Annotated in this window: 18 protein-coding genes and 2 pseudogenes; 12 read left to right on the top strand and 8 right to left on the bottom strand. The window is 64.2% G+C overall.

Features of this window, described 5'->3' with window-relative positions; translation table 11 throughout:
* Positions 1-765: AMP-binding enzyme (locus EJC47_RS19685; protein WP_148110561.1), on the top strand; the 765-nt coding region annotated here is incomplete at its 5' end.
* A gap of 220 nt (positions 766-985) precedes the next feature.
* On the opposite strand, the gene EJC47_RS19680 is transcribed toward EJC47_RS19685, so the two are convergent.
* A complete protein-coding gene (locus EJC47_RS19680) occupies positions 986-1,759 on the bottom strand; it encodes an IclR family transcriptional regulator (RefSeq protein ID WP_126849412.1) in 774 nt (257 codons plus the stop codon).
* A gap of 77 nt (positions 1,760-1,836) precedes the next feature.
* Between EJC47_RS19680 and EJC47_RS19675 the strand changes: the two genes are divergently transcribed.
* From EJC47_RS19675 to EJC47_RS19655, 5 genes are all read left to right on the top strand, one after another.
* Entirely contained in the window at positions 1,837-2,622 is a 786-nt protein-coding gene (locus EJC47_RS19675) for a 2-keto-4-pentenoate hydratase (RefSeq protein ID WP_126849411.1), read from the top strand.
* Entirely contained in the window at positions 2,619-3,563 is a 945-nt protein-coding gene (locus EJC47_RS19670; RefSeq protein ID WP_126849410.1) for an acetaldehyde dehydrogenase (acetylating), read from the top strand. Before EJC47_RS19675 ends, EJC47_RS19670 begins: the two co-directional genes overlap by 4 nt.
* Positions 3,560-4,591 carry a 4-hydroxy-2-oxovalerate aldolase gene (gene dmpG / locus EJC47_RS19665; protein WP_126849409.1) on the top strand — a complete coding sequence of 344 codons (1,032 nt, stop codon included), beginning with the start codon at positions 3,560-3,562 and terminating at the stop codon, positions 4,589-4,591. Before EJC47_RS19670 ends, dmpG begins: the two co-directional genes overlap by 4 nt.
* A gap of 29 nt (positions 4,592-4,620) precedes the next feature.
* Entirely contained in the window at positions 4,621-6,537 is a 1,917-nt protein-coding gene (locus EJC47_RS19660; protein ID WP_126849414.1) for an AMP-binding protein, read from the top strand.
* A gap of 87 nt (positions 6,538-6,624) precedes the next feature.
* Positions 6,625-7,382, top strand: a protein-coding gene (locus EJC47_RS19655; protein WP_126849408.1) for an IS5 family transposase whose coding sequence is annotated in 2 segments (ribosomal slippage) — positions 6,625-6,958 and positions 6,958-7,382 — 759 coding nt in all. Because the reading frame shifts where the segments join, the coding sequence is not laid out codon by codon here.
* A 368-nt stretch (positions 7,383-7,750) separates the two neighbouring features.
* On the opposite strand, the gene EJC47_RS19645 is transcribed toward EJC47_RS19655, so the two are convergent.
* A complete protein-coding gene (locus EJC47_RS19645; RefSeq protein WP_126849413.1) occupies positions 7,751-8,491 on the bottom strand; it encodes a DUF6118 family protein in 741 nt (246 codons plus the stop codon).
* 6 nt (positions 8,492-8,497) lie between these two features.
* On the bottom strand, positions 8,498-11,422 hold the full coding sequence (traA, locus tag EJC47_RS19640; RefSeq protein WP_126849407.1) for a Ti-type conjugative transfer relaxase TraA: 2,925 nt from the start codon (positions 11,420-11,422) through the stop codon (positions 8,498-8,500).
* A gap of 174 nt (positions 11,423-11,596) precedes the next feature.
* On the opposite strand from traA, the gene EJC47_RS19635 reads away from it, so the two are divergent.
* From EJC47_RS19635 to EJC47_RS19615, 6 genes and pseudogenes are all read left to right on the top strand, one after another.
* The gene (locus EJC47_RS19635; protein ID WP_126849406.1) at positions 11,597-11,950 is read left to right on the top strand and encodes a conjugal transfer protein TraD; all 354 of its coding nucleotides are present in this window, start codon (positions 11,597-11,599) and stop codon (positions 11,948-11,950) included.
* 13 nt (positions 11,951-11,963) lie between these two features.
* Entirely contained in the window at positions 11,964-12,188 is a 225-nt protein-coding gene (locus EJC47_RS19630) for a conjugal transfer protein TraD (protein ID WP_126849405.1), read from the top strand.
* Between the two features lie 6 nt (positions 12,189-12,194).
* The gene (locus EJC47_RS19625) at positions 12,195-12,548 is read left to right on the top strand and encodes a DUF3147 family protein (protein WP_126849404.1); all 354 of its coding nucleotides are present in this window, start codon (positions 12,195-12,197) and stop codon (positions 12,546-12,548) included.
* Between the two features lie 12 nt (positions 12,549-12,560).
* A complete protein-coding gene (locus EJC47_RS19620; protein WP_126849403.1) occupies positions 12,561-12,842 on the top strand; it encodes a hypothetical protein in 282 nt (93 codons plus the stop codon).
* Positions 12,842-13,243: pseudogene (locus EJC47_RS21605) on the top strand (type IV secretory system conjugative DNA transfer family protein); the annotation flags it as partial. The gene EJC47_RS19620 and the pseudogene EJC47_RS21605, both read left to right, overlap by 1 nt.
* Positions 13,240-14,358 (top strand): type IV secretory system conjugative DNA transfer family protein, encoded by a 1,119-nt coding sequence (locus EJC47_RS19615; protein WP_409574496.1) that lies wholly within the window; start codon positions 13,240-13,242, stop codon positions 14,356-14,358. The pseudogene EJC47_RS21605 and the gene EJC47_RS19615, both read left to right, overlap by 4 nt.
* 586 nt (positions 14,359-14,944) lie before the next feature.
* On the opposite strand, the gene EJC47_RS19610 is transcribed toward EJC47_RS19615, so the two are convergent.
* The 5 genes and pseudogenes from EJC47_RS19610 to EJC47_RS19590 form a co-directional block, all read right to left on the bottom strand.
* Positions 14,945-15,898: a replication initiator protein A gene (locus EJC47_RS19610; RefSeq protein WP_126849402.1), complete on the bottom strand. Its 954-nt coding sequence runs from the start codon at positions 15,896-15,898 to the stop codon at positions 14,945-14,947.
* Positions 15,895-16,224 carry a hypothetical protein gene (locus EJC47_RS19605; RefSeq protein ID WP_126849401.1) on the bottom strand — a complete coding sequence of 110 codons (330 nt, stop codon included), beginning with the start codon at positions 16,222-16,224 and terminating at the stop codon, positions 15,895-15,897. Before EJC47_RS19605 ends, EJC47_RS19610 begins: the two co-directional genes overlap by 4 nt.
* A complete protein-coding gene (locus tag EJC47_RS19600; protein ID WP_126849400.1) occupies positions 16,224-16,877 on the bottom strand; it encodes a ParA family protein in 654 nt (217 codons plus the stop codon). The genes EJC47_RS19605 and EJC47_RS19600 overlap by 1 nt, the downstream gene beginning before the upstream one ends.
* 86 nt (positions 16,878-16,963) lie before the next feature.
* A pseudogene (locus EJC47_RS19595) lies at positions 16,964-17,595 on the bottom strand (transcription elongation protein SprT).
* Positions 17,596-18,022: 427 nt separating this feature from the next.
* The coding region (locus EJC47_RS19590) for a hypothetical protein (RefSeq protein ID WP_221885194.1) at positions 18,023-18,786 on the bottom strand (764 nt) is incomplete at its 5' end.

Below are 18,786 nucleotides of genomic sequence, written 5' to 3'. Positions count from 1 at the left end.
ATCGGGGGTTCCGCTTCGCCTTCGATCATGATCAGTCGCTTCCAGAACCAAGGTGTCATGGTCCGGCATGTGTGGGGCATGACCGAGACCAGCCCGATCGGCCTCGCCGCGACGTTGAAAACGAAGCACGAAGGACTACCGGCCGAACAGAAGCTGTCGCTGCAGGCCAAGCAGGGAAGACCGCTTTTCGGCATGGAGTTCTGCATCATAGGCGCCGAGGGTGAGCCGATCGCGAGGGACGGCAACAGCTTCGGTTCGATGCTCGTACGCGGCCCCTGGGTAGCCGCTAGCTATTTCAACAGCCCCATCAGCCACGCGCACGCGGCCGAGGGCTGGTTCGACACAGGCGACGTTGTAACCATGGATGCCGATGGTTTCGTCCAGATCGTCGACCGCACCAAGGATGTGGTGAAATCCGGCGGCGAATGGATCAGCTCGATCGAGCTGGAGAATATCGCTCAGGCCCATCCGGCCATCAAAGAGGCTGCTGTCGTCGCCAAGCCGGACGAGCGTTGGGGCGAGCGCCCGGTGCTCGTCGTGCAGCTTAACCCGGAGATGAATTTCTCAACTCAGGACATGGTAGACCTGTACACGGGCAAGGTTCCTAAATGGAGTATTCCGGACGATGTGGTGGTCGTCGATGAGCTGCCGCATACCGCGACCGGCAAGCTACTGAAAATAGCCATCCGCGCGATTGTCGTGAACAACCTGAGGATGGAATCGCTGGACGACGGTACTGCATCAGGCGACTTGTATAGGTATTGACCTGACCCCGTTTTTTCCTCCATTTGGAGCTAGAGTCCGGCCCGAAGATTGAGGGTCCCCGGCAGGGTTTCGTAGTAAAGTTCTGTACTCGTGCAGTTCATACAAACTCGGCGCATCTCATGCGGCGGCGGAAGCGTCATGTACAGAGATCGGTGCTGCTGGCTACATCGCCCCACCTGCATTCATCGAGCAAGTGTTTATATGACCTGATTCAAGCCGTTCATGTGCAGCTCCGATAGGGAAATAGCCGCGATTCGATCACGCGTGCAGTTTCGATCAGCGGCGGCAGGAAGTCGGTCGGTATGCATGGCTCGCCGATATGGGTCACGATCAGGGAAATAGCAGCTAACACTCCCTGTTCGCTTCCGATCGGGACCGCAATGCATATCAGCCCCGGGGTGATCTCGCCATCGTCGATGGCATAGCCGCGCTCGCGGATATCCGCAAGTTCGCGTGCCAGTTCGGTGGCCGAGGTAATCGTCTTCGACGTCAGGCCGACGAATGGGCCCGCTGCCAGATAGGCTTCCCGCTCCTTCTGCGGCAGATTCGCCAGCAGCGCCTTGCCGATGCCTGAGCAATAGGCCTCCAACTGCATACCCTGCCGTGAGATCATAACGCAGCGAGGATCACCGATCTTGACCAGGTAAGTCATCATATTGTCCTCGAAGATGCCAAAATGAACGGTCTTGCCCGTTCGGCGATAGAGCTCTTTTAGGAGCGGTCGGGCCACCCGTGAGGCGAAGCTTCCCCAGTCGCGCCGTGCAGCGGCGATCCGGGACAAGACCGGCCCAGCGACATATTGGCCACGGCCGACACGGAGCAGGAAGCCACTCTTCTCGAACCCGACCGCCAGGCGGTGTGCGGTGGACAGTGGAATCCCAGCTTCGACCGCCACCCCTGATAGCGAACGGCCGCCATCGTCCTCCAGGATACGGGCCAGCAGCGAAAGCGATTTGATCAAGGTTTGCGGTGGTTCTGTTCTAGTTTTGATCATAAGGCTACTTCTCACGCTATGGGATATGTCGGCAAGCATGATTTGACCGGTCTCCGATCGAAACCTACGCTTCGTCCATGGCAAAAGATTATGAGACTGCGGCCCGGGCGCTGCGCGAAGCTTATTTGGGGGTACCGATTTCCCCATTGCGTGAACTGCTTGAGCCCGTCGATATCGACGGGGCCTATGCCGTCCAGGCGATCAACACACGCCTGTGGCAGGATCAGGGTCGCCGGCTGATCGGGCGCAAAATCGGGCTGACCGCGAAGGCGGTCCAGGCCCAACTCGGCGTCGATCGGCCGGACCTCGGCGCGTTGTTCGAGGACATGCAGATTCCCGATGGCGGCAGGCTCGATCCGGCCAAGGCCATCCAGCCTAAAGCCGAGGCGGAGATCGCCTTCGTAATGGCGCGCGATGTGGATGATCCGGATGTGTCGATCGAGACGCTCACATCAGCGGTCGACTATGCGGTCGCGGCGATCGAGATTGTCGATAGCCGCATCGCGGACTGGAAGATCGCCTTCGCCGATACGGTTGCTGACAACGGCTCTTCGGCGTTCTTTGTGCTCGGTACCGACCACCGGCTATTACGCGACCTTGATCTCTACAGTTGCGGCATGGTGATGGAGATCAACGGCGCAATCGCATCGCTGGGTGCTGGTGCCGCATGCCTCGGTCATCCGCTCAATGCCGTCCAGTGGCTCGCGCGAACGCTCTCCGCGCGCGGAGAGGCGCTCAAGGCCGGTGACATCATCCTGTCGGGCGCTCTTGGCCCGATGGTCGCACTCACTCCCGGCGATCAGGTTCGCACCCGCATCGGCGGCATCGGCACCTGCGCCTTCGAATATGGGACGAAATCATGAGCACGAAGGTCAAGGCGGCGATCATTGGTTCGGGCAATATCGGCACCGACCTGATGATCAAGATGATCAAATATCCGCAAAATATGGAGCTTGTGGCGGTTGTCGGCATCGACGCGGCGTCAGAGGGCCTGGCGATGGCGAAGGCACGCGGTGTGGCAACCACGCATGAAGGTCTCGAGGGTCTCGTCAAGATGGCAGACTATCCCGAGATTGGCATCGTTTTCGATGCAACCTCCGCCTATGCGCATAAGGTACATGACGCCCGGTTGCGTGCCGATGGCAAGCAGGTCATTGACCTGACACCTGCAGCGCTCGGCCCGTTCACGATTCCGCCGGTGAACATGCAGGCTAATCTCGACGCGCCCAACGTCAATATGGTGACGTGCGGCGGGCAAGCGACTATCCCCATGGTGGCGGCCGTCAGCCAGGTCGCGAAGGTACATTACGCAGAGATCGTGGCGTCCGTGTCGTCGAGATCGGCCGGACCAGGTACCCGCGCAAATATTGACGAATTCACTCGTACCACCTCCCGTGCAATCGAACGAGTCGGCGGTGCCGCGCAGGGCAAGGCGATCATCATCTTAAATCCCGCCGAGCCGCCGATGATCATGCGCGATACGGTGTTCACGCTATCGGAAGGCGCAGACGAGGACGCGATCCGCGCTTCGGTCGAGGCGATGGTCGCCAAGGTTCAGGGCTATGTGCCGGGCTATCGCCTCAAGCAGGAAGTCCAGTTCGAGCGCTATGGCGACAACAGCAAGCTCAAGATCCCGGGCCTTGGCGAATTCACCGGCGTAAAGACCTCGATCTATCTCGAGGTTGAGGGTGCGGGCGATTATCTGCCGAGCTACTCGGGCAATCTCGACATCATGACGGCTGCTGCCAAGGCGACCGGCGAACTGCTGGCGCAGAAGATCATGGACCGGAGGGCCGCAGCATGACGTTCGACGTAAACACCCAGAAGATCTACATCCAGGACGTGACGCTGCGCGACGGTATGCATGCCATCAAGCATATGTACGGACTCGACCATGTACGCAGCATCGCCAAGGCGCTCGATGAAGCCGGGGTCGATGCGATTGAGGTGGCGCATGGCGATGGATTGTCGGGCGCGAGCTTCAACTACGGCTTCGGCGCGCACACCGATTGGGAATGGCTGGAAGCGGTCGCAGAGGTTCTGACCAATTCGGTGCTGACCACGCTAATCCTGCCAGGCGTCGGCACAGTCGACGAACTCCGCCGGGCCTATGAACTAGGCGTACGGTCGGTCCGTGTTGCGACACACTGCACCGAGGCCGACGTCTCGAAACAGCATATCGGCATCGCCCGCGATCTCGGCATGGATGTGTCTGGCTTTCTGATGATGAGCCACATGGTCGAACCCGACGCGCTGGCCAGCCAAGCGCTGCTGATGGAAAGCTACGGCGCGCAGTGCGTCTATGTGACTGATAGCGGCGGCGCGCTCGACATGGACGGCGTGCGTGCGCGCCTCAAGGCCTATGATCGCGTGCTCAAGCCCGAAACCGAGCGCGGCATGCACGCGCATCATAACCTGTCTCTCGGCGTCGCCAATTCGATCGTCGCCGCGCAGGAGGGAGCCATCCGCATCGACGCGAGCCTGGCGGGGATGGGCGCGGGAGCGGGCAATGCGCCGCTCGAGGTTTTCGTCGCGGCGGCCGACCGCAAGGGCTGGGACCATGGCTGCAATGTCATGAAGCTGATGGATGCTGCCGAGGATCTTGTTCGACCGTTGCAGGATCGGCCGGTCCGGGTAGATCGCGAAACGCTCGCATTGGGCTATGCCGGGGTCTATTCGTCCTTTCTGCGTCATGCCGAGAAGGCCGCGGCAGATTATGGGCTCGATACTCGCACAATCTTAGTCGAACTCGGCCGACGTAAGATGATCGGTGGACAAGAGGACATGATCGTCGATGTTGCGCTGGACATGTTGCGCGAGCGGGCGGCCTGACCGTTGAGATCGGGCAGAGAATGACAGTGATGGGCCAAACGAACGCTCGCGACTATGCCGATGTCTATCGCCGCAGCATTGCGGAGCCCGAAGCCTTCTGGCTGGAAGCTGCTCGCGCTGTCGATTGGATTGCTGAACCGCGCCGTGCCGCCGCAGTCGAGCCCGATGGCACCTGGCACTGGTTCCCCGACGGTAAGCTGAACAGCTGCTACAACGCACTCGATCGACACGTCGCCGCCGGACGCGGCGATCAGCTCGCGCTGATCTACGACAGCGCGATGACGGAATCGGTCCGCCGTTTCACTTACCTAGAACTATACGATCATGTCGGGCGTGTCGCAGGCATGATGGTTACGCAGGGAGTTGAGGCTGGTGACCGGGTGCTGGTCTATATGCCGATGGTACCCGAGGCAGTGTTCGCAATGCTCGCCTGTGCGCGGCTCGGCGCGATCCACGCGGTGGTGTTCGGCGGATTCGCTGCGGCCGAGCTAGCCAAACGCATTGAGGACGCGACCCCCAAGCTAGTGCTCACCGCCTCCTGTGGTCTCGAGCCTGGGCGGGTCGTCGCCTACAAGCCGCTGCTGGATGACGCGATCGCGCTTTCCACGCACAAGCCGGATAGCTGCATCGTGCTCCAGAGGCCGCAATGCACCGCGCTTCTCATGCCGGGGCGTGATATCGATTGGACCGAGGCGGTCGCCGCAGCACCGCATGCCGATTGCGTGACGGTGGCTTCGGGCGATCCACTCTACATCCTCTACACCTCCGGTACGACCGGCATCCCGAAGGGTGTCGTTCATGACAATGGCGGCCATGCGGTTGCACTAAGCTGGAGCCTGCCGAACATCTATGGCGTGCAACCGGGTGAGACCTTCTGGTCTGCTTCGGACATCGGCTGGGCGGTGGGCCACAGCTATATCGTCTATGCGCCGCTGTTCTGCGGTTGCACCACCGTGCTCTACGAGGGCAAACCGGTCGGGACGCCCGACGCCGGAGCCTTCTGGCGTGTCATTCGCGACCACGGTGTCAGCGTGCTGTTCACCGCGCCGACTGCGATCCGTGCGATCAAGCGCGACGATCCCGATGGCAAGCATGTAGCGGCGGATGGTATTGGCAGCCTGCGCGCTCTGTTCCTGGCCGGCGAGCGCGCCGATCCGGACACGCTCCGTTGGGCGGAGGCGATGTTGAACGTCCCGGTCATCGATCACTGGTGGCAGACCGAACTGGGTTGGCCGGCGCTGGCGATCTGCCTGGGCCTTGGCGAGACGAAAACGCGGCATGGCAGTGCGGGCAGGCCGGTGCCCGGCAACCACTTCGAGGTATTGGGCCCGGACGGCAGGTTGGTGGCGATCGGCGAGACGGGCGACATCGTCATCCGCCTTCCACTCGCGCCGGGCGCACTCACGACCTTGTGGCAGCGGGCCGAGCAGTTCCGCGCCTCCTATCTGGAGGCTCACCCGGGATACTACACCACCGGTGACGCGGGCTTGATTGACGCCGGAGGCTTTGTCCATGTGATGAGCCGCATCGACGACATCATCAACGTCGCAGGCCACCGGCTGTCGACCGGCGGCATCGAGCAGATCATCGCGGCCCATCCCGATGTCGCCGAATGTGCAGTGATCGGCGCGGCCGACGAACTGAAGGGCATGGTCCCGGTGGGATTGGTGGTGCTAAAGACCGGTGTCGATCGGAGCGACGACACGGTATGTCGCGAAGTCGTGGAGCGGGTGCGCAACGAACTCGGGCCGGTCGCCGCCTTCAAGTCTGTAGTGGTCACGCGGCTGCTGCCTAAGACACGATCAGGCAAGATCCTCCGCGCAGCGATCCGCCGCGTCGCCGATGATGAGGCAGTGGCTCTTCCCGCCACGATAGACGATCCCAGTGCGATGGACGCGGTCCGCGAAGCCCTCAATTCGATCGGTTACGGCGCGTCCAAGAGGTGATCTGCGTAAACATCTTTGCATTGTTAGGGTCAGGACCCATTGATGTGAGAGGCGCGATCTGATTCAGGCTCCGTGAGGAGACTGAGGATGAGCGACCTGTACTGGCTAACGGACGAGCAGATGGCACGCCTGCGGCCATATTTCCCAAAGAGCCATGGCAAGCCGCGAGTTGACGACCGGCGGGTGTTGAGCGGCATCGTTTTCGTGAACCGCAATGGGCTGCGCTGGCGTGATGCGCCCAGCGACTACGGCCCGCACAAGACGCTCTACAATCGCTGGAAACGGTGGGGTGAGATGGGTGTGTTCCTCCGCATGATGGAAGGTCTGGCTGCCGCTGATGCCGACCCAAAGACCGTCATGATCGACGCGACGTATCTGAAGGCGCACCGCACGGCATCGAGCCTGCGGGTTAAAAAGGGGATCTCGGGCGCCTGATTGGTCGCACCAAAGGTGGCATGAACACGAAGCTCCATGCCGTGACCGACGCAAACGGCCGTCCGCTCAGCTTCTTCATGACCGCCGGACAGGTCAGCGACTACACCGGTGCGGCCGCATTGCTCGACGATCTGCCCAAGGCGCAATGGCTGCTCGGCGACCGCGGTTACGACGCCGACTGGTTCAGGGATGCCTTGCAGGCCAAGGGCATCCAGCCATGCATCCCAGGTCGGAAGTCTCGGCTCGAGCCCATCAAATACGACAAACGCCGCTACAGGCGCCGTAGCCGTATCGAGATCATGTTCGGACGGCTGAAGGACTGGCGCCGCGTTGCGACCCGCTACGACAGGTGTCCGACGGTCTTCTTGTCCGCCATCGCCCTCGCTGCCACTGTCATCTTCTGGCTTTGATCAACGAGATGGGGTGGTTGCCGCCCCCCCGGACGGCATCGCATTATGCCAGGAAGTGCTCAAGCTTAGCGGAGAGGACGGCGACCATGATGAACGAGACGATGATTGGCGTGGATCTGGCAAAGGCTGTTTTTCAGGTTCACGGGGCATCGATGACCGGAGAGCCAAGGTTCCGCAAAAAGCTGTCACGCCAAAGCTTCTCCGAGTTCATGGCCAAACAGCCTCCCGCCTTGGTCGTGATGGAAGCTTGTGGCAGCGCTCATCACTGGGCTCGAGAGATGATCAGGCTTGGTCATGAAGTCCTGACCCTAGGTGCGACTGGTCCTGATAGCTGCTTTTGCCAGAGGCCGCTCACCCCCCTCTGCTCGTTATTGCGTGGCCTTCCGTTTCTCAGGTTTGATCCTGACCGTGCATCGCACCGGCTCACCCGCTTTCTTCGCTTCCCGCTGGCATCGCTCAAGCGCATCCTCGTTGCCTTGGCCGATCGCCGCGCCCGTCACCATCGCGTTCCAAGTATCGACCCCGTTCGTCGTCGCTAGCCGGCGCGCACCCTCCCATGCCGATCCGCCAAGTATCCGCGCTGCCGTGCTCTCAGGCAAACGCCAGCGATCCGGGGTGGCTCGTAAGATCGGTCCCGCGAGCAACGCCCACAACACGATGCCGATGATCGCACCGCCGATCGCGGACCATGCCAGCCAACGGTTTTGCTCGTCGCCCGTTCGCCCGGACACGACATAGGCATGAAGCTGCCGCGTTACGTCCTCCAAGCCTTTCCTTGCCGTGGCAAGCGCCGCCTGATCCTCGCGCCGGGCGGCGTTGCCCGCTGTGGCGATCCGCTGCGCCATTTGGTCGGGCGTCATCGCCAGCGCCGGACTTCGCGCGATCACGTCGTTGATGACAGCGATCCGGTCGGCCGTGGCGTCCACGCCCTGCTGTATGCGGCCTAATGTCTCGGTGTAGTCGGGAACGTCGATATGCGCCCGCTCGGCCGCCAAGCCCTCCACGGCACGGCGTAGCAACGCCAGCTCGCGGTCCTGGCCTTCGATCACGGCACGCAACCGGTCGAACGCCTCCGCCGGATCGCCGCCTTCCTGAATATCGTCGTCCATCGTCACCTACCGGCTCATGCCACGGTCGCGGTCACGCCCGATGCTGACCGACTGCGCCAGCTCGTTTGCGATCGATCGGCCGCGCTCCATTTTCAATTCCAGCTCGGGCGCGCGCCGGTGCAGCGCGGATTCGAGCTGCGGGTCGCGGTGCAGCCCGCCCGCGAAGCTCTCCATGCGCTTGCCGAGCCGTTCCGCACCCGCATGGTCGCCGGCACGCTCCATACTGGCCCGCGCCTCCTTCATGCCCTGCCACTGCTCCACGAACCGGCCCGCGCGCTTCTCCGGGTCGATGTGGACCTGGCGCTCGGTTTCCATCGCCTTCGCCGCGCCGCCCGTGTTCCCCTCGGCCGCGTCACGCGCGAGCCGGGGATCGCGCTCGATCGCGCTGGCGAGGTCACGCGCAGCATGTGGTCGCACCTGGTCGAGCGCGTCGCCGGCCTTTGCCAGCGCCTGTTCCTGGTGCGCCAGCACCGGCAATCCCTTGTCTCGCATCCGGCCTATATCGGCTGCGGCGCGCCCATAGCGTTCGATCGCGCGGGCCTGCGAGGGTGCCAGCGGCCGATCGGCCGCGACACGCTCCGGCGACGTCGCCTTCTCGGTCGCCGGCTTCGGCCGGAAGCCGGCGAACATGCCCTTGGCCTTGTCGCGGACCTTCGCCACCATTTCACGCGCGAGTTCCGGGAACCGGATCTCGCGCCGATCGGCGAACGCGCGCGCCTGGTCCTGCTCGGGTCGGGCATAGTCGCCGGCCATGTCCTTGCCGCGTTCGCGCGACAGGGCGCGAACAAGCTGGCGCTGGTCAGCGAAGTCGTCGCGGCCATAGTGAAGCTGCACGTCGTCGCGGTGCCGCGACATGCCGACATAGGCACTGTGGCGGTCCATCCCGGGGGTAGCGAGGACGTGCGCGCGATCGACCGTCACGCCCTGCGATTTGTGGAACGTCGCCGCATAGCCATGATCGACATGGGCATAGTCCTTCGTGTCGAACGCGACCCCGCGCCCGTCATCGAGGCGCACCGCCATGCCCCCGGGCGATACCCGCTCGATCGTCGCCAGCGTGCCGTTCTTCACCCCCATGCCGCGCTCGTTGCGCAGGAACATGATGCGGTCGCCGGTCGCGAACTGACGCTCACCGCGCTCGGCCTTCACCGTCACGTCGTCGCCAAGGTCGCCGGATGCGCGCAACCGGTCGCGCGCCTCGCCATTGAGGCTCTGCACCTCGGCGTTGGTGTGGGTGAGGATGATCCGGCTCTTGCCAGGTTCGGCCTGACGGGCACGATCCCAACCGTCCACCAGCTCGCCCCGCGCAGCCAAGCGCGTGTCGGCCGCGTGGACCATGCCCTTGCCGTCATAGGCGTGGATCGCTTGCGCTGTGCGTCCCGTCGCCAGCGCGCGCGTCGCGTCGCGCTGCCAATCCTCGCGCTGCCGTCTGATCTCGGTGATCTCGGCCGCGCCGTGCCGCTCGGTGATGGCTCGGAACGCCGCGCCCGCCTCGATCGCCTGCAACTGCTCGGGATCGCCGACCAGCACCACCTTTGCGCCCGCGTCGCGGGCGTGAGACAGCACGCGCTCCATCTGGCGCGAACCGATCATGCCGGCCTCATCCACAACCAGCACGTCCCTAGGGCCTAGCTGCTCGCGCCCCTGCCCCCATGCGTGTTCAAGGCTGGCGATGGTGCGGGACCGGATGCCCGATCCGCCCTCGAGGTTCTCGGCCGCGATGCCCGACAGCGCCGCGCCACGCACCGTGTAGCCGGCATCCTCCCACGCCTGCCGCGCCACACCCAGCATCGTCGACTTGCCTGTACCGGCATAGCCGATCACCGCCGCCAGACCGTTCGGCTGGGAAATATGCTCAAGCGCGGCAACTTGTTCGTCGCCGAGCGTTATACCCTCACTCCCGGCAGCGCGGTTGCCCTCCCGACCCCCCCTGTTTGAAGCTGCCGGGAGCCCGTGATCCGAACGCCTCGATAAATCGTCACCGGCGCGCTCCAGCCGCGCCTCGGTCGCGATCATGTCGCGCGACGTGAACCGCTCCTGGTCGCGTCCGTCCTTCCCCAATGCGACCAGCTCGGGGCTGGCGCGCACCGCCCCCATCACCTGATCGAACTGCTCCTTGCCGTCGCTGTGCCGGAACGCGAACGTCGCAAGATCGCGGGTGGTGAACGTCGCTTGGCTGCGCGTGATCGCGTCCAGCGCGACATTGGGATCGGCGATGATCTTCGCGCCGTTCTCACGGGCGATGCGCGTGTGATCCTCGATCCGCTCCGCCTCAAGCCCCTGCTCCGGCCGGCGCGATGCGGCCGGGCCGATCTTGTGCTGCGGCTCCAGCCCGATCCCCTGCGCCTCGTAACTGCGATGGTCGATGCGACCCTCAAGCCCCAGCTCCGCCATGCGTTCGTTGACGTGCGCGCTCCACGCCTCGCGCCAGTCCTTCAACAGCTCGGTACTGTTCCAGTCGCGGTTCTTCTTCCCGAACCCCTCCGGCCCCACGTCGCGCATCGTCATCATCACATGCGCGTGCGGCTTGGGCGTGCCGTCCTTCGCCTTGTCCCAATGCACGTTCAGGTCCGCGACCATCCCGCGATCGACAAACTGCTTCTTCACAAAATCGCGCGCGAGCTGGACGCCCTGCTTCTCGTTCATTTCGCGTGGAATCGAGAACTCCACCTCGCGGGCAAGCTGCGCGTCCTTGCGCTTCTCACCGGCCTCCACCTCGTTCCACAGGGTCGTGCGGTCGTTTAAACGCTCCGGTGCGCCCTCTGGCAACATCACCTCGGAGTGGATCACACCGGCCTTGTTGCTGAAGTCGTGATCGCGGTTCAGCCGATCATCGTGCAGCTCGGACGCGGAACGATAGGCAGCGCTCGCAACGGCGCTCGATCCGTTCGCGCGGCTCACAACCTTGGCGGAGAAATGGTAGATCGCCATGACGCTTCGCACACTGCCCTACTTAGCGCACGTCGGCAACGACGTATAAGCGCGCACTCACGATCTGCTTCGCATCTCCTGATTGACTTGGTGCCGCTTTCTGCCCGTTCCGGCTTTACCAGTATGCTGGACGCGCTAAGATGCTGCTGACCGATACGCGGAAGGGTGACGGCGATGCGGAAGGTTCGCGATTACGATGCCGAACTGAAGGCGCTGGGTGACAAGGCCCGCGCGCTCAAGGCAAAACGGGTCGAACAACTCGGCCAGCTCGTCGCGGCGACCGGGGCCGACGCGCTCGATGCGGAAACCCTCGCCGGCGTCCTGCTCGATGCGCTCGGGTCGAAGGATGCGGGCGCGAAGGAGGCATGGCGCGCGAAGGGCGCGGCCTTCTTTCAACGGCGCGGGCGCAAACCTGTCCCGATCGAAGTCGAGGGGGGTGCTGGCGCTGCTGCAATCGACGGATCGGGCGTTGCGGCTGAACCGGGCCGCGACGCTGCGGGCGGAAGCGGCGGAACGACGCACGGATAGCAGGGGCTGGGTCATGCAGCGTCGGGAACGCACACGCCACCTGATTGAGCTGGGCGGGCTGGTCCAGAAAGCGGGGCTGGTCGAGCTGACCGACGACGATCGCGCGACGCTCTACGGCGCGCTGCTCGATCTCGCTGGACGTGGGCGCGGCGACGATGCCGGCGACGTGCTGGCGTTGTGGAAAAGACGCGGAAAACGCGCGTTCGATGCGGAAGCCGAACCATTGATCGATAGCTGAGGTGTCCTGTGCTTTTACCTGCTTCTCAAGGCCGGCATTTCGGCGATCATCATCGTCGCCGTTTCCGAAATCGCGAAGCGCAGCCCTGGCGTCGGTGCACTGGTCGCCTCGCTCCCCCTCGTTTCCGTGCTGGGTATGATCTGGCTCTGGCGCGACACGCGCGATCCCGTCCGCATGGCAGCTCACGCCGGTGCGACCTTCTGGTTCGTGCTGCCCTCGCTGCCGATGTTTCTGCTGATCCCGGCCATGCTCAATCGCAGCGCACCGTTCTGGCTGGCGCTCACGGCTGGGTGCCTGCTCACCATCGCGCTGTACCTCGCCATGACATGGGCGGGGCCTAGGTTTGGATTGCGGCTCTGAGGAGATAAGAGGATGGCCGATTTCGATATCGAGGCGATCCGCCGCGAGGTGCGCGCGATGGATTTCGTGCGCGGCACGTCGGCGGAAATCGCCATGTGGCATCAGGACATGGCCGACGCGCGCGCCAACCTGGTCATCGAAAACATGATCCCGACGCCCAACGACGATGCGTTTTTCGAGATGATGCTGGATGAGGGCGTGCCCCCTCCCCTCGTGTCGCAAATCCTGCTCCGGCTGCTCGATCATCCCGACGCCGACCGGTCTCTGCCGGTCACGCCGATGGCGGCGCGCTGATGCCGAGGCGACGGATCAGACCCCTGTTCGCGGTCTTCGTCGCCTTCGTGGTGCTGATGGCGAGCAACGCCTGGCTCAAGGGCATCTTCGGTTATGGCGAGATCGCGACCGACATTCCGTTCCTGCTGGCCGGCGCAATCCTGTTCCTGGCCTGGCGCTACAACCGGCGCGTTACCAGCGAGCGGAACGAACTGCTCGGCTCCGCCCGGTTCGGCGACCGTGCCGATGTGCGGAAGCTGGAAGCGAACGGGGATCTCCTGATCGGCCGCTCGGCGAAATCGGGGAAGCTGCTGCATTACGACGGCGCGGCGCATCTGCTGACGATGGCACCCACCCGCTCGGGCAAGGGCGTCGGCACGATCATCCCCAACCTGCTGCTGCTCGATCGCTCGGTGATCTGCATCGACCCCAAGGGCGAGAATGCCCGCGTCACAGCCCGCGCCCGTGCCGCCAGGGGCAAGGTCTCCCTGCCCGCTACAATCCACTCGACCGGCTCGATCCTGCCAGCCTCGATCTCGCGGAAGATGCCAACACCCTCGCCGATGCGCTGGTCCACGATGCGCCGGGACAATCAGGCGAAGCCCACTGGAACGAGGAAGCCAGGGCGCTGATCGCCGGGCTGATCCTGCACACCGTCGTCCACGAACCTGCCGACGCCCGCGTGCTGGCGACGGTGCGCGACAAGCTGACGCTCGCCCCTGCCGCCTTCGCCGCGCTGCTGGCCGATATGCAGGACAGCGCCGGCGCCGGGGGCCTGATCGCCCGCGCCGCCAACCGCCAGCTCGGCAAGTCCGACCGTGAAGCCGCCGGCGTGCTGTCCTCGGCGCAGCGCCACACCCACTTTCTCGACAGCCCGCGCATCGTCGCCAGCACGGCCGCGTCGGATTTCACCTTCGCAGGATTGAAGGACACGACCGCTACCGTGTTCTTGGTGCTCCCGCCCGATCGCCTCGATACCTATGCCCGCTGGCTGCGGCTGCTGGTAAGCCAGGCCGTCACCGACATGGCGCGATCGACCGCCCGCCCTGCCCGGCCCGTGCTGTTCCTGCTGGACGAGTTCGCCGCCCTCGGCCGACTGGAGCCGGTCGAGCGTGCGATGGGGCTGATGGCGGGCTACGGCCTCCAGCTCTGGCCGATCCTTCAGGACATGCACCAGCTCAAGGCCACCTATGGCGAGCGGGCCGGCACCTTCATGTCCAACGCGGGCGTGATCCAGACGTTCGGGGTGAACGATCATGCCACCGCCGACATGCTCTCGCGCACGATCGGCGACACCACGATCGAATACGATACCGTCAGCACGTCGCGCGGCACCGGCTGGGGCGAAAACCGCGCCGGCCCTTCGGAAAGCGTCAGCGGACACGTCTCCGCCCGCCGGCTTGCCACGCCCGATGAAATCATGCGGATGCGGCCCGACCAGCTCCTGCTGCTGCGCCAGGGCGAACACCCGCTCGCGGTCGAGAAAATCCGCTATTACGATCAGCGCGAGTTTGCCGGGCTGTTTGATCCGGCTTGATTTAAGCCTTGCTGGCGACCTTCGCTGCGATAAGCATCCCGAACTACCCGAAAGCTCCTCTGCTGCCCTCACGGCGCGCTTGGGCGGCCGTGGCGAGCGATTCCGTCGCCATCCGTCCCCACTTCTTTCCCGCCCAGCCCGCGGCGCTTGCGCCGCTCCTGTGACGCCGAAGGCGGCACGAAACGAAGGGGGTATCGGCCGAAGGCCGATTCCATTGGTCCCTTCGTTGTTCGCGCGGTGGTCGGGGGCTGACGTTAAAGGATTCTGTTAAATAGGAATTGTTAAGAAGGTTAAGCCCGCAAAAAAGCGAATTTTCCCGTTAGATTACAGCGGCTTAAGCGGACCCTTGGTGGGTGAAACCCCGTGATTCGGTGTGTGATCCCCCGATAGTGGGGTGTGTGAAACCCCGAAGCCAAGGTGTGTGAAACCCCGACCGTTCGCGACCCAAAAGCTGCCGGGAATGTCACTTATCCACAGGCACCCGGCCTCCTGCCATCCCGTGTGCCCCCGAAGCTGCCCGGCGGCTGCACCGCTACGGTGTGTCATCCCCCGATAGTTGGACTGAGGGTGGGTGAAACCCCGATAGTTAGCGTCGGCCTGCAAGCCGGTCCATGTGAGCATCAACCTGATCGGCGCGCTGGCGATCGGCGGCGAAGCGGGCGTGCCGCTCCTCCTCCGCCCGCATCCTTTCACCAAAGGCTAGGGCTTCGGCTTCGCCGCGCAGCCGGAATAACACGGCTGGGCTTTTGTCGGTCGTCTCGGTCAATTCCATGCCATAGTCGGGGAGCTGATCGGCCTCGATCGCCCGCCGCAGCATGCGATTGAACTCCTTGGGTTTGGCGTCGCTGCCGGTCTTGTCGCGCAGCACCTCCACCCTGCACAGCCACCCGCCGCGCTGCGTGCCGGCGTGCTTGCGTGCGATCCGATAGAGCGCGCGTTCCAGCCCTCCCGATAAGAGAAAATAATCGGGGTGCATGGTGAGGAGCGATTTCTCGTTCACGATCCCATCGTAGACCCAATCCGATAGGGTCAGCGTCATGCCGCGGGGCTGCTCCGTCTCGGCGTCCGTGTCGAACGTCCAGCTATCGAGCCAGTTGAATCCGGCCTTCTGCCGGCGCTTGGTCGCCCGGATTGAGGTCGTGATCGATGTCGTCTGGAGCCGGAGAAGCGCTGCCTGCAATTCCTGATAATCCCGGCCGCCGGTGCTCCGCTTTATCGCGCGTAGCAGGTCGTAGGGCGTCGTCGTCAGTGTGCGCGGCAGATCGTTGATCCCCTGCTGCTTCATCCTGTTCAGGGTGGACGCCGCCCAGATCAGGATATCGGCATCCCAGATCGTCGCCATGCCGTAGTCGGGTATGGCCTGCACGCGCACCCACGCCTCGCCGTCCGGGCTGCGATACTCGATCGGCTTCAACCGCTTGCGCTTCTGGAGCGAAAAGAACGGCCGCTCCATGACCTCCCGCTGGTCCTTTAGCGGAAGGTCGCCCAGCGCCGGGATGAACAGGTCGAACTCGGGATTGGGATCGCGGCGCTTGCTCACGGCGCGAACCTGGCGTGGCCCCGCTGCACGAGATACTGCCGTAACAGGCGCTCCGTCACGACGGTCAGCGGCTCGCCCCCCTCCTCGACACTGAGCTGGCGCAGCGTTCGGTGCATGTCCTCGGGAATATGGATCAGGACGGGCTTCTTGCCGGGATGGCTGCTCCGACGTTGCGGCGCGGGCGCATCGGCCGTGCGCCGGGTTCTGGACGTGGATGCCGATCGCGCAGGTGCGCGGGCCGGCGTCGGCTCCGACGGCGGCACGGATGCGGGTGCCTCCGGCTCGTCATCGAAAATGCCCGCCAGTGCTGACGGTTTCCTTGCCATCACGCCACCTCGCTTATTGGCTTAGTCGTATAGCCGCTTAGTCGCTTAGCCTCGTCATAGGCCGCGCGCAGCTCGGCCGCGGCCTTGCCATCCGGCTCCAGCTCGGCCGCGGTCTGGCCGATCGGCGTGGCGCGGTAATAGTCCTTGCGGAAATGAAGGCGGGTGTCGAACATCGCGATGCCCTTTGCGGCGAAGCCCGCGCGGGCTTCCTCCCCCTCCCCGCCCTGATGCGGCACCTGCGTCAGGATGACTGCGAATGGCGTTCCGGCCTGCTGCACCTGCTTGACCGTTTGCAGGACCGAGTGAACGTCCAGTCCGCGCGGCGCTACGGGGATGATGACGAAATCGGCCTGTTCGGCCGCAAGCATGGCGATGTCCTTCGAGTTCGCCGGCGTGTCGATGATGATGAGGTCGAGCTTGCCGCTGGCCCGGCCTCGCGTGACGTGCAGCGGCAGGCCGGCGACGCTGCTGTCCTTCACCGTCACGTCGTCGAGCGCGCGCCGCTCGGACCAGTAGAGCGCCGATCCCTGTCGGTCGTCGGCATCGAGGATCACGACGGCAGCGCCCTCCCGCGCCGCTTCGACCGCGAAGCCCGTCGCCAGCGTCGTCTTCGACTGCCCGCCCTTTTGAGCGATGATGGCCCATGTCCTCATGGTCGACTCCTGTTAAGCGACTAAGCGGTTAATAGACATTAGTCGCTTATTCGTCTAGCCGCTTAGTCGCTTAGCCCTATCGATCTCTAATCCTGTGGTTCCACGTCCTCGTGCTCCAGCGTTTCATGACGCATCGAGCCGTGGCCCGCGATCGGGCAAAGCGGTGCGCCGGCAGTCTCCAGCCACTTGCGCGTGGTCCTGACCGTGTAGCCGCACGTCTGGCACTCGCATTTGAGCATTCGCGCCGCCTGCTTTCTCGGCGCGGTGGTCTCGCCGGCCGTATCGAGCCGTGCATGGGGAAGGTGGCCTGCGGTGGAGAGGATCGGTGCGACCGTGGCAAGGAAGGCATCGCCCGGTGTCGTCGCGCGCATCGGCCCGACCAGCCCCAGCCCGATCGCGATACGTTTAAACGCCTTCCCATGTCCGGCCGGGATGCCGACCGCCGCGTGAACCAGCTCATGCGCGAGGATGGCGGCGATCTGCGCCGGCATGGCGTCGGGCGCGTGCGCAAGGTCCGGGCGGATGAAGATTTCGAAATGGCCGTCCGCGCTGCGACGGTTGTCCCAGCACTCGCCGATTGCCTTACCCTTGCGGCCCGCGCTGGTGAAGCCGATCGCAACGCGGATGCGGTCGGGTAGGGGGCATCCAGCGCGTCGAACAGGGGGGCCATGCCGATCGCAACCCGGTTCAGCCAGCTCTCGCGGTTGTCCTGCTCCATGTCGTCGTCTCCCTTCTCAAATCGCCCTCGGGCGATGGCCTCGGCCATCGGCCCTGCCTCGTGGCGAACAGCGGGGGAGAGGGGGGCAGCGGGAATCTGCCGGGGTGGTGCGGGCGCAGCGCAGCGAGCCACGGCCCGGCTGATTGCCGTTGCTGGGGAGAGGGGGCGGCGCTCCCTTTCCCCTCCTGGCAGGATCTTCGCCGGCAACGCCGGCGTCCTCAATGCGGGGCATGCCCCGCCCGCGCGAGCGATCGTCACCCGCATGGGGCAAGACGCCGCACGGCGGCTTGATCGGAGCGCAGCGGAGATAGAGCGCGGCCCGGTACGGGCGCGCACGCCCATACGACAGGTTACTCTCGTGGGCTTAGTCGCTTAGTGGGTTAGTGGCTTACTTGCTTAGTTCTAGTCACCTGCGACCATCTCTTGGCTATAGCAGAGCACTCGATCTGCCGATCACCCGCAGCATGTCCGTGGCGAAAACGGAAAGCGGCCGGTACAGTTCGGTCCCGTTGATGTTGATCGCGTGGCGCTCCTCGCCGGCCGCCAGGACGTGATCCATCACCGCCTGATGCGTGCCGTCCGGCATGTAGATCGCGGTGAAGCCCATTCGCTTGTAGAGGCTCATCCTGGAGCTGGTCCAGAACTCCTCCGGCTCCTTGAAGAAGCCGAATCCGATGCCTTCGATCGAATTGGCCGAGTACAGCAGACGTTCGCGCGCCACCTCGCTCTTGACCGAGATTATCAGGTTGGTCGGTGCACACGGGATCAGGATGTCGCCGAGTGCCTGGAGGCTCGACATTTTCCCTTCGTTCAGGAGAACATGCCCCGGCATCTCCCACTGGGGCCAGCCTCTGGTTTCCGGGGACATGGCCGGGATGCCGGCAGAAGTCAGCACCTCGCTGCAAAGCATCTCCATGATGGCACCACCGCTGCCACAGGATTTGATCGGACCCGGATTGAAGCCGGGAGGCAGGTTCGGGTGCTGGACCATGAAGGCGGCATGCACGTTCGCCGCCGTGATTTCTTGGCCCAGGGTAAGTTCGCAGAAGTGGACGATTGCGCGTGGTGTGGGTGCCACATCGATCTGATTGAACAGGCAGGGACACAGCCGCAGCAGACGCGCGAGCGCCGCGGTGGGCATCGGCGGTGCCGGCCGCGGGGTCGCGGGCATGCTCGGTGCAGCGGCATAGT

Origin of the sequence: Sphingomonas sp. TF3 (assembly GCF_003985085.1) — a bacterium.
Lineage (GTDB): Bacteria > Pseudomonadota > Alphaproteobacteria > Sphingomonadales > Sphingomonadaceae > Sphingomonas.
Note: the sequence above shows the minus strand (reverse complement) of the source record. Positions and strands in the feature narration are given on the sequence as shown.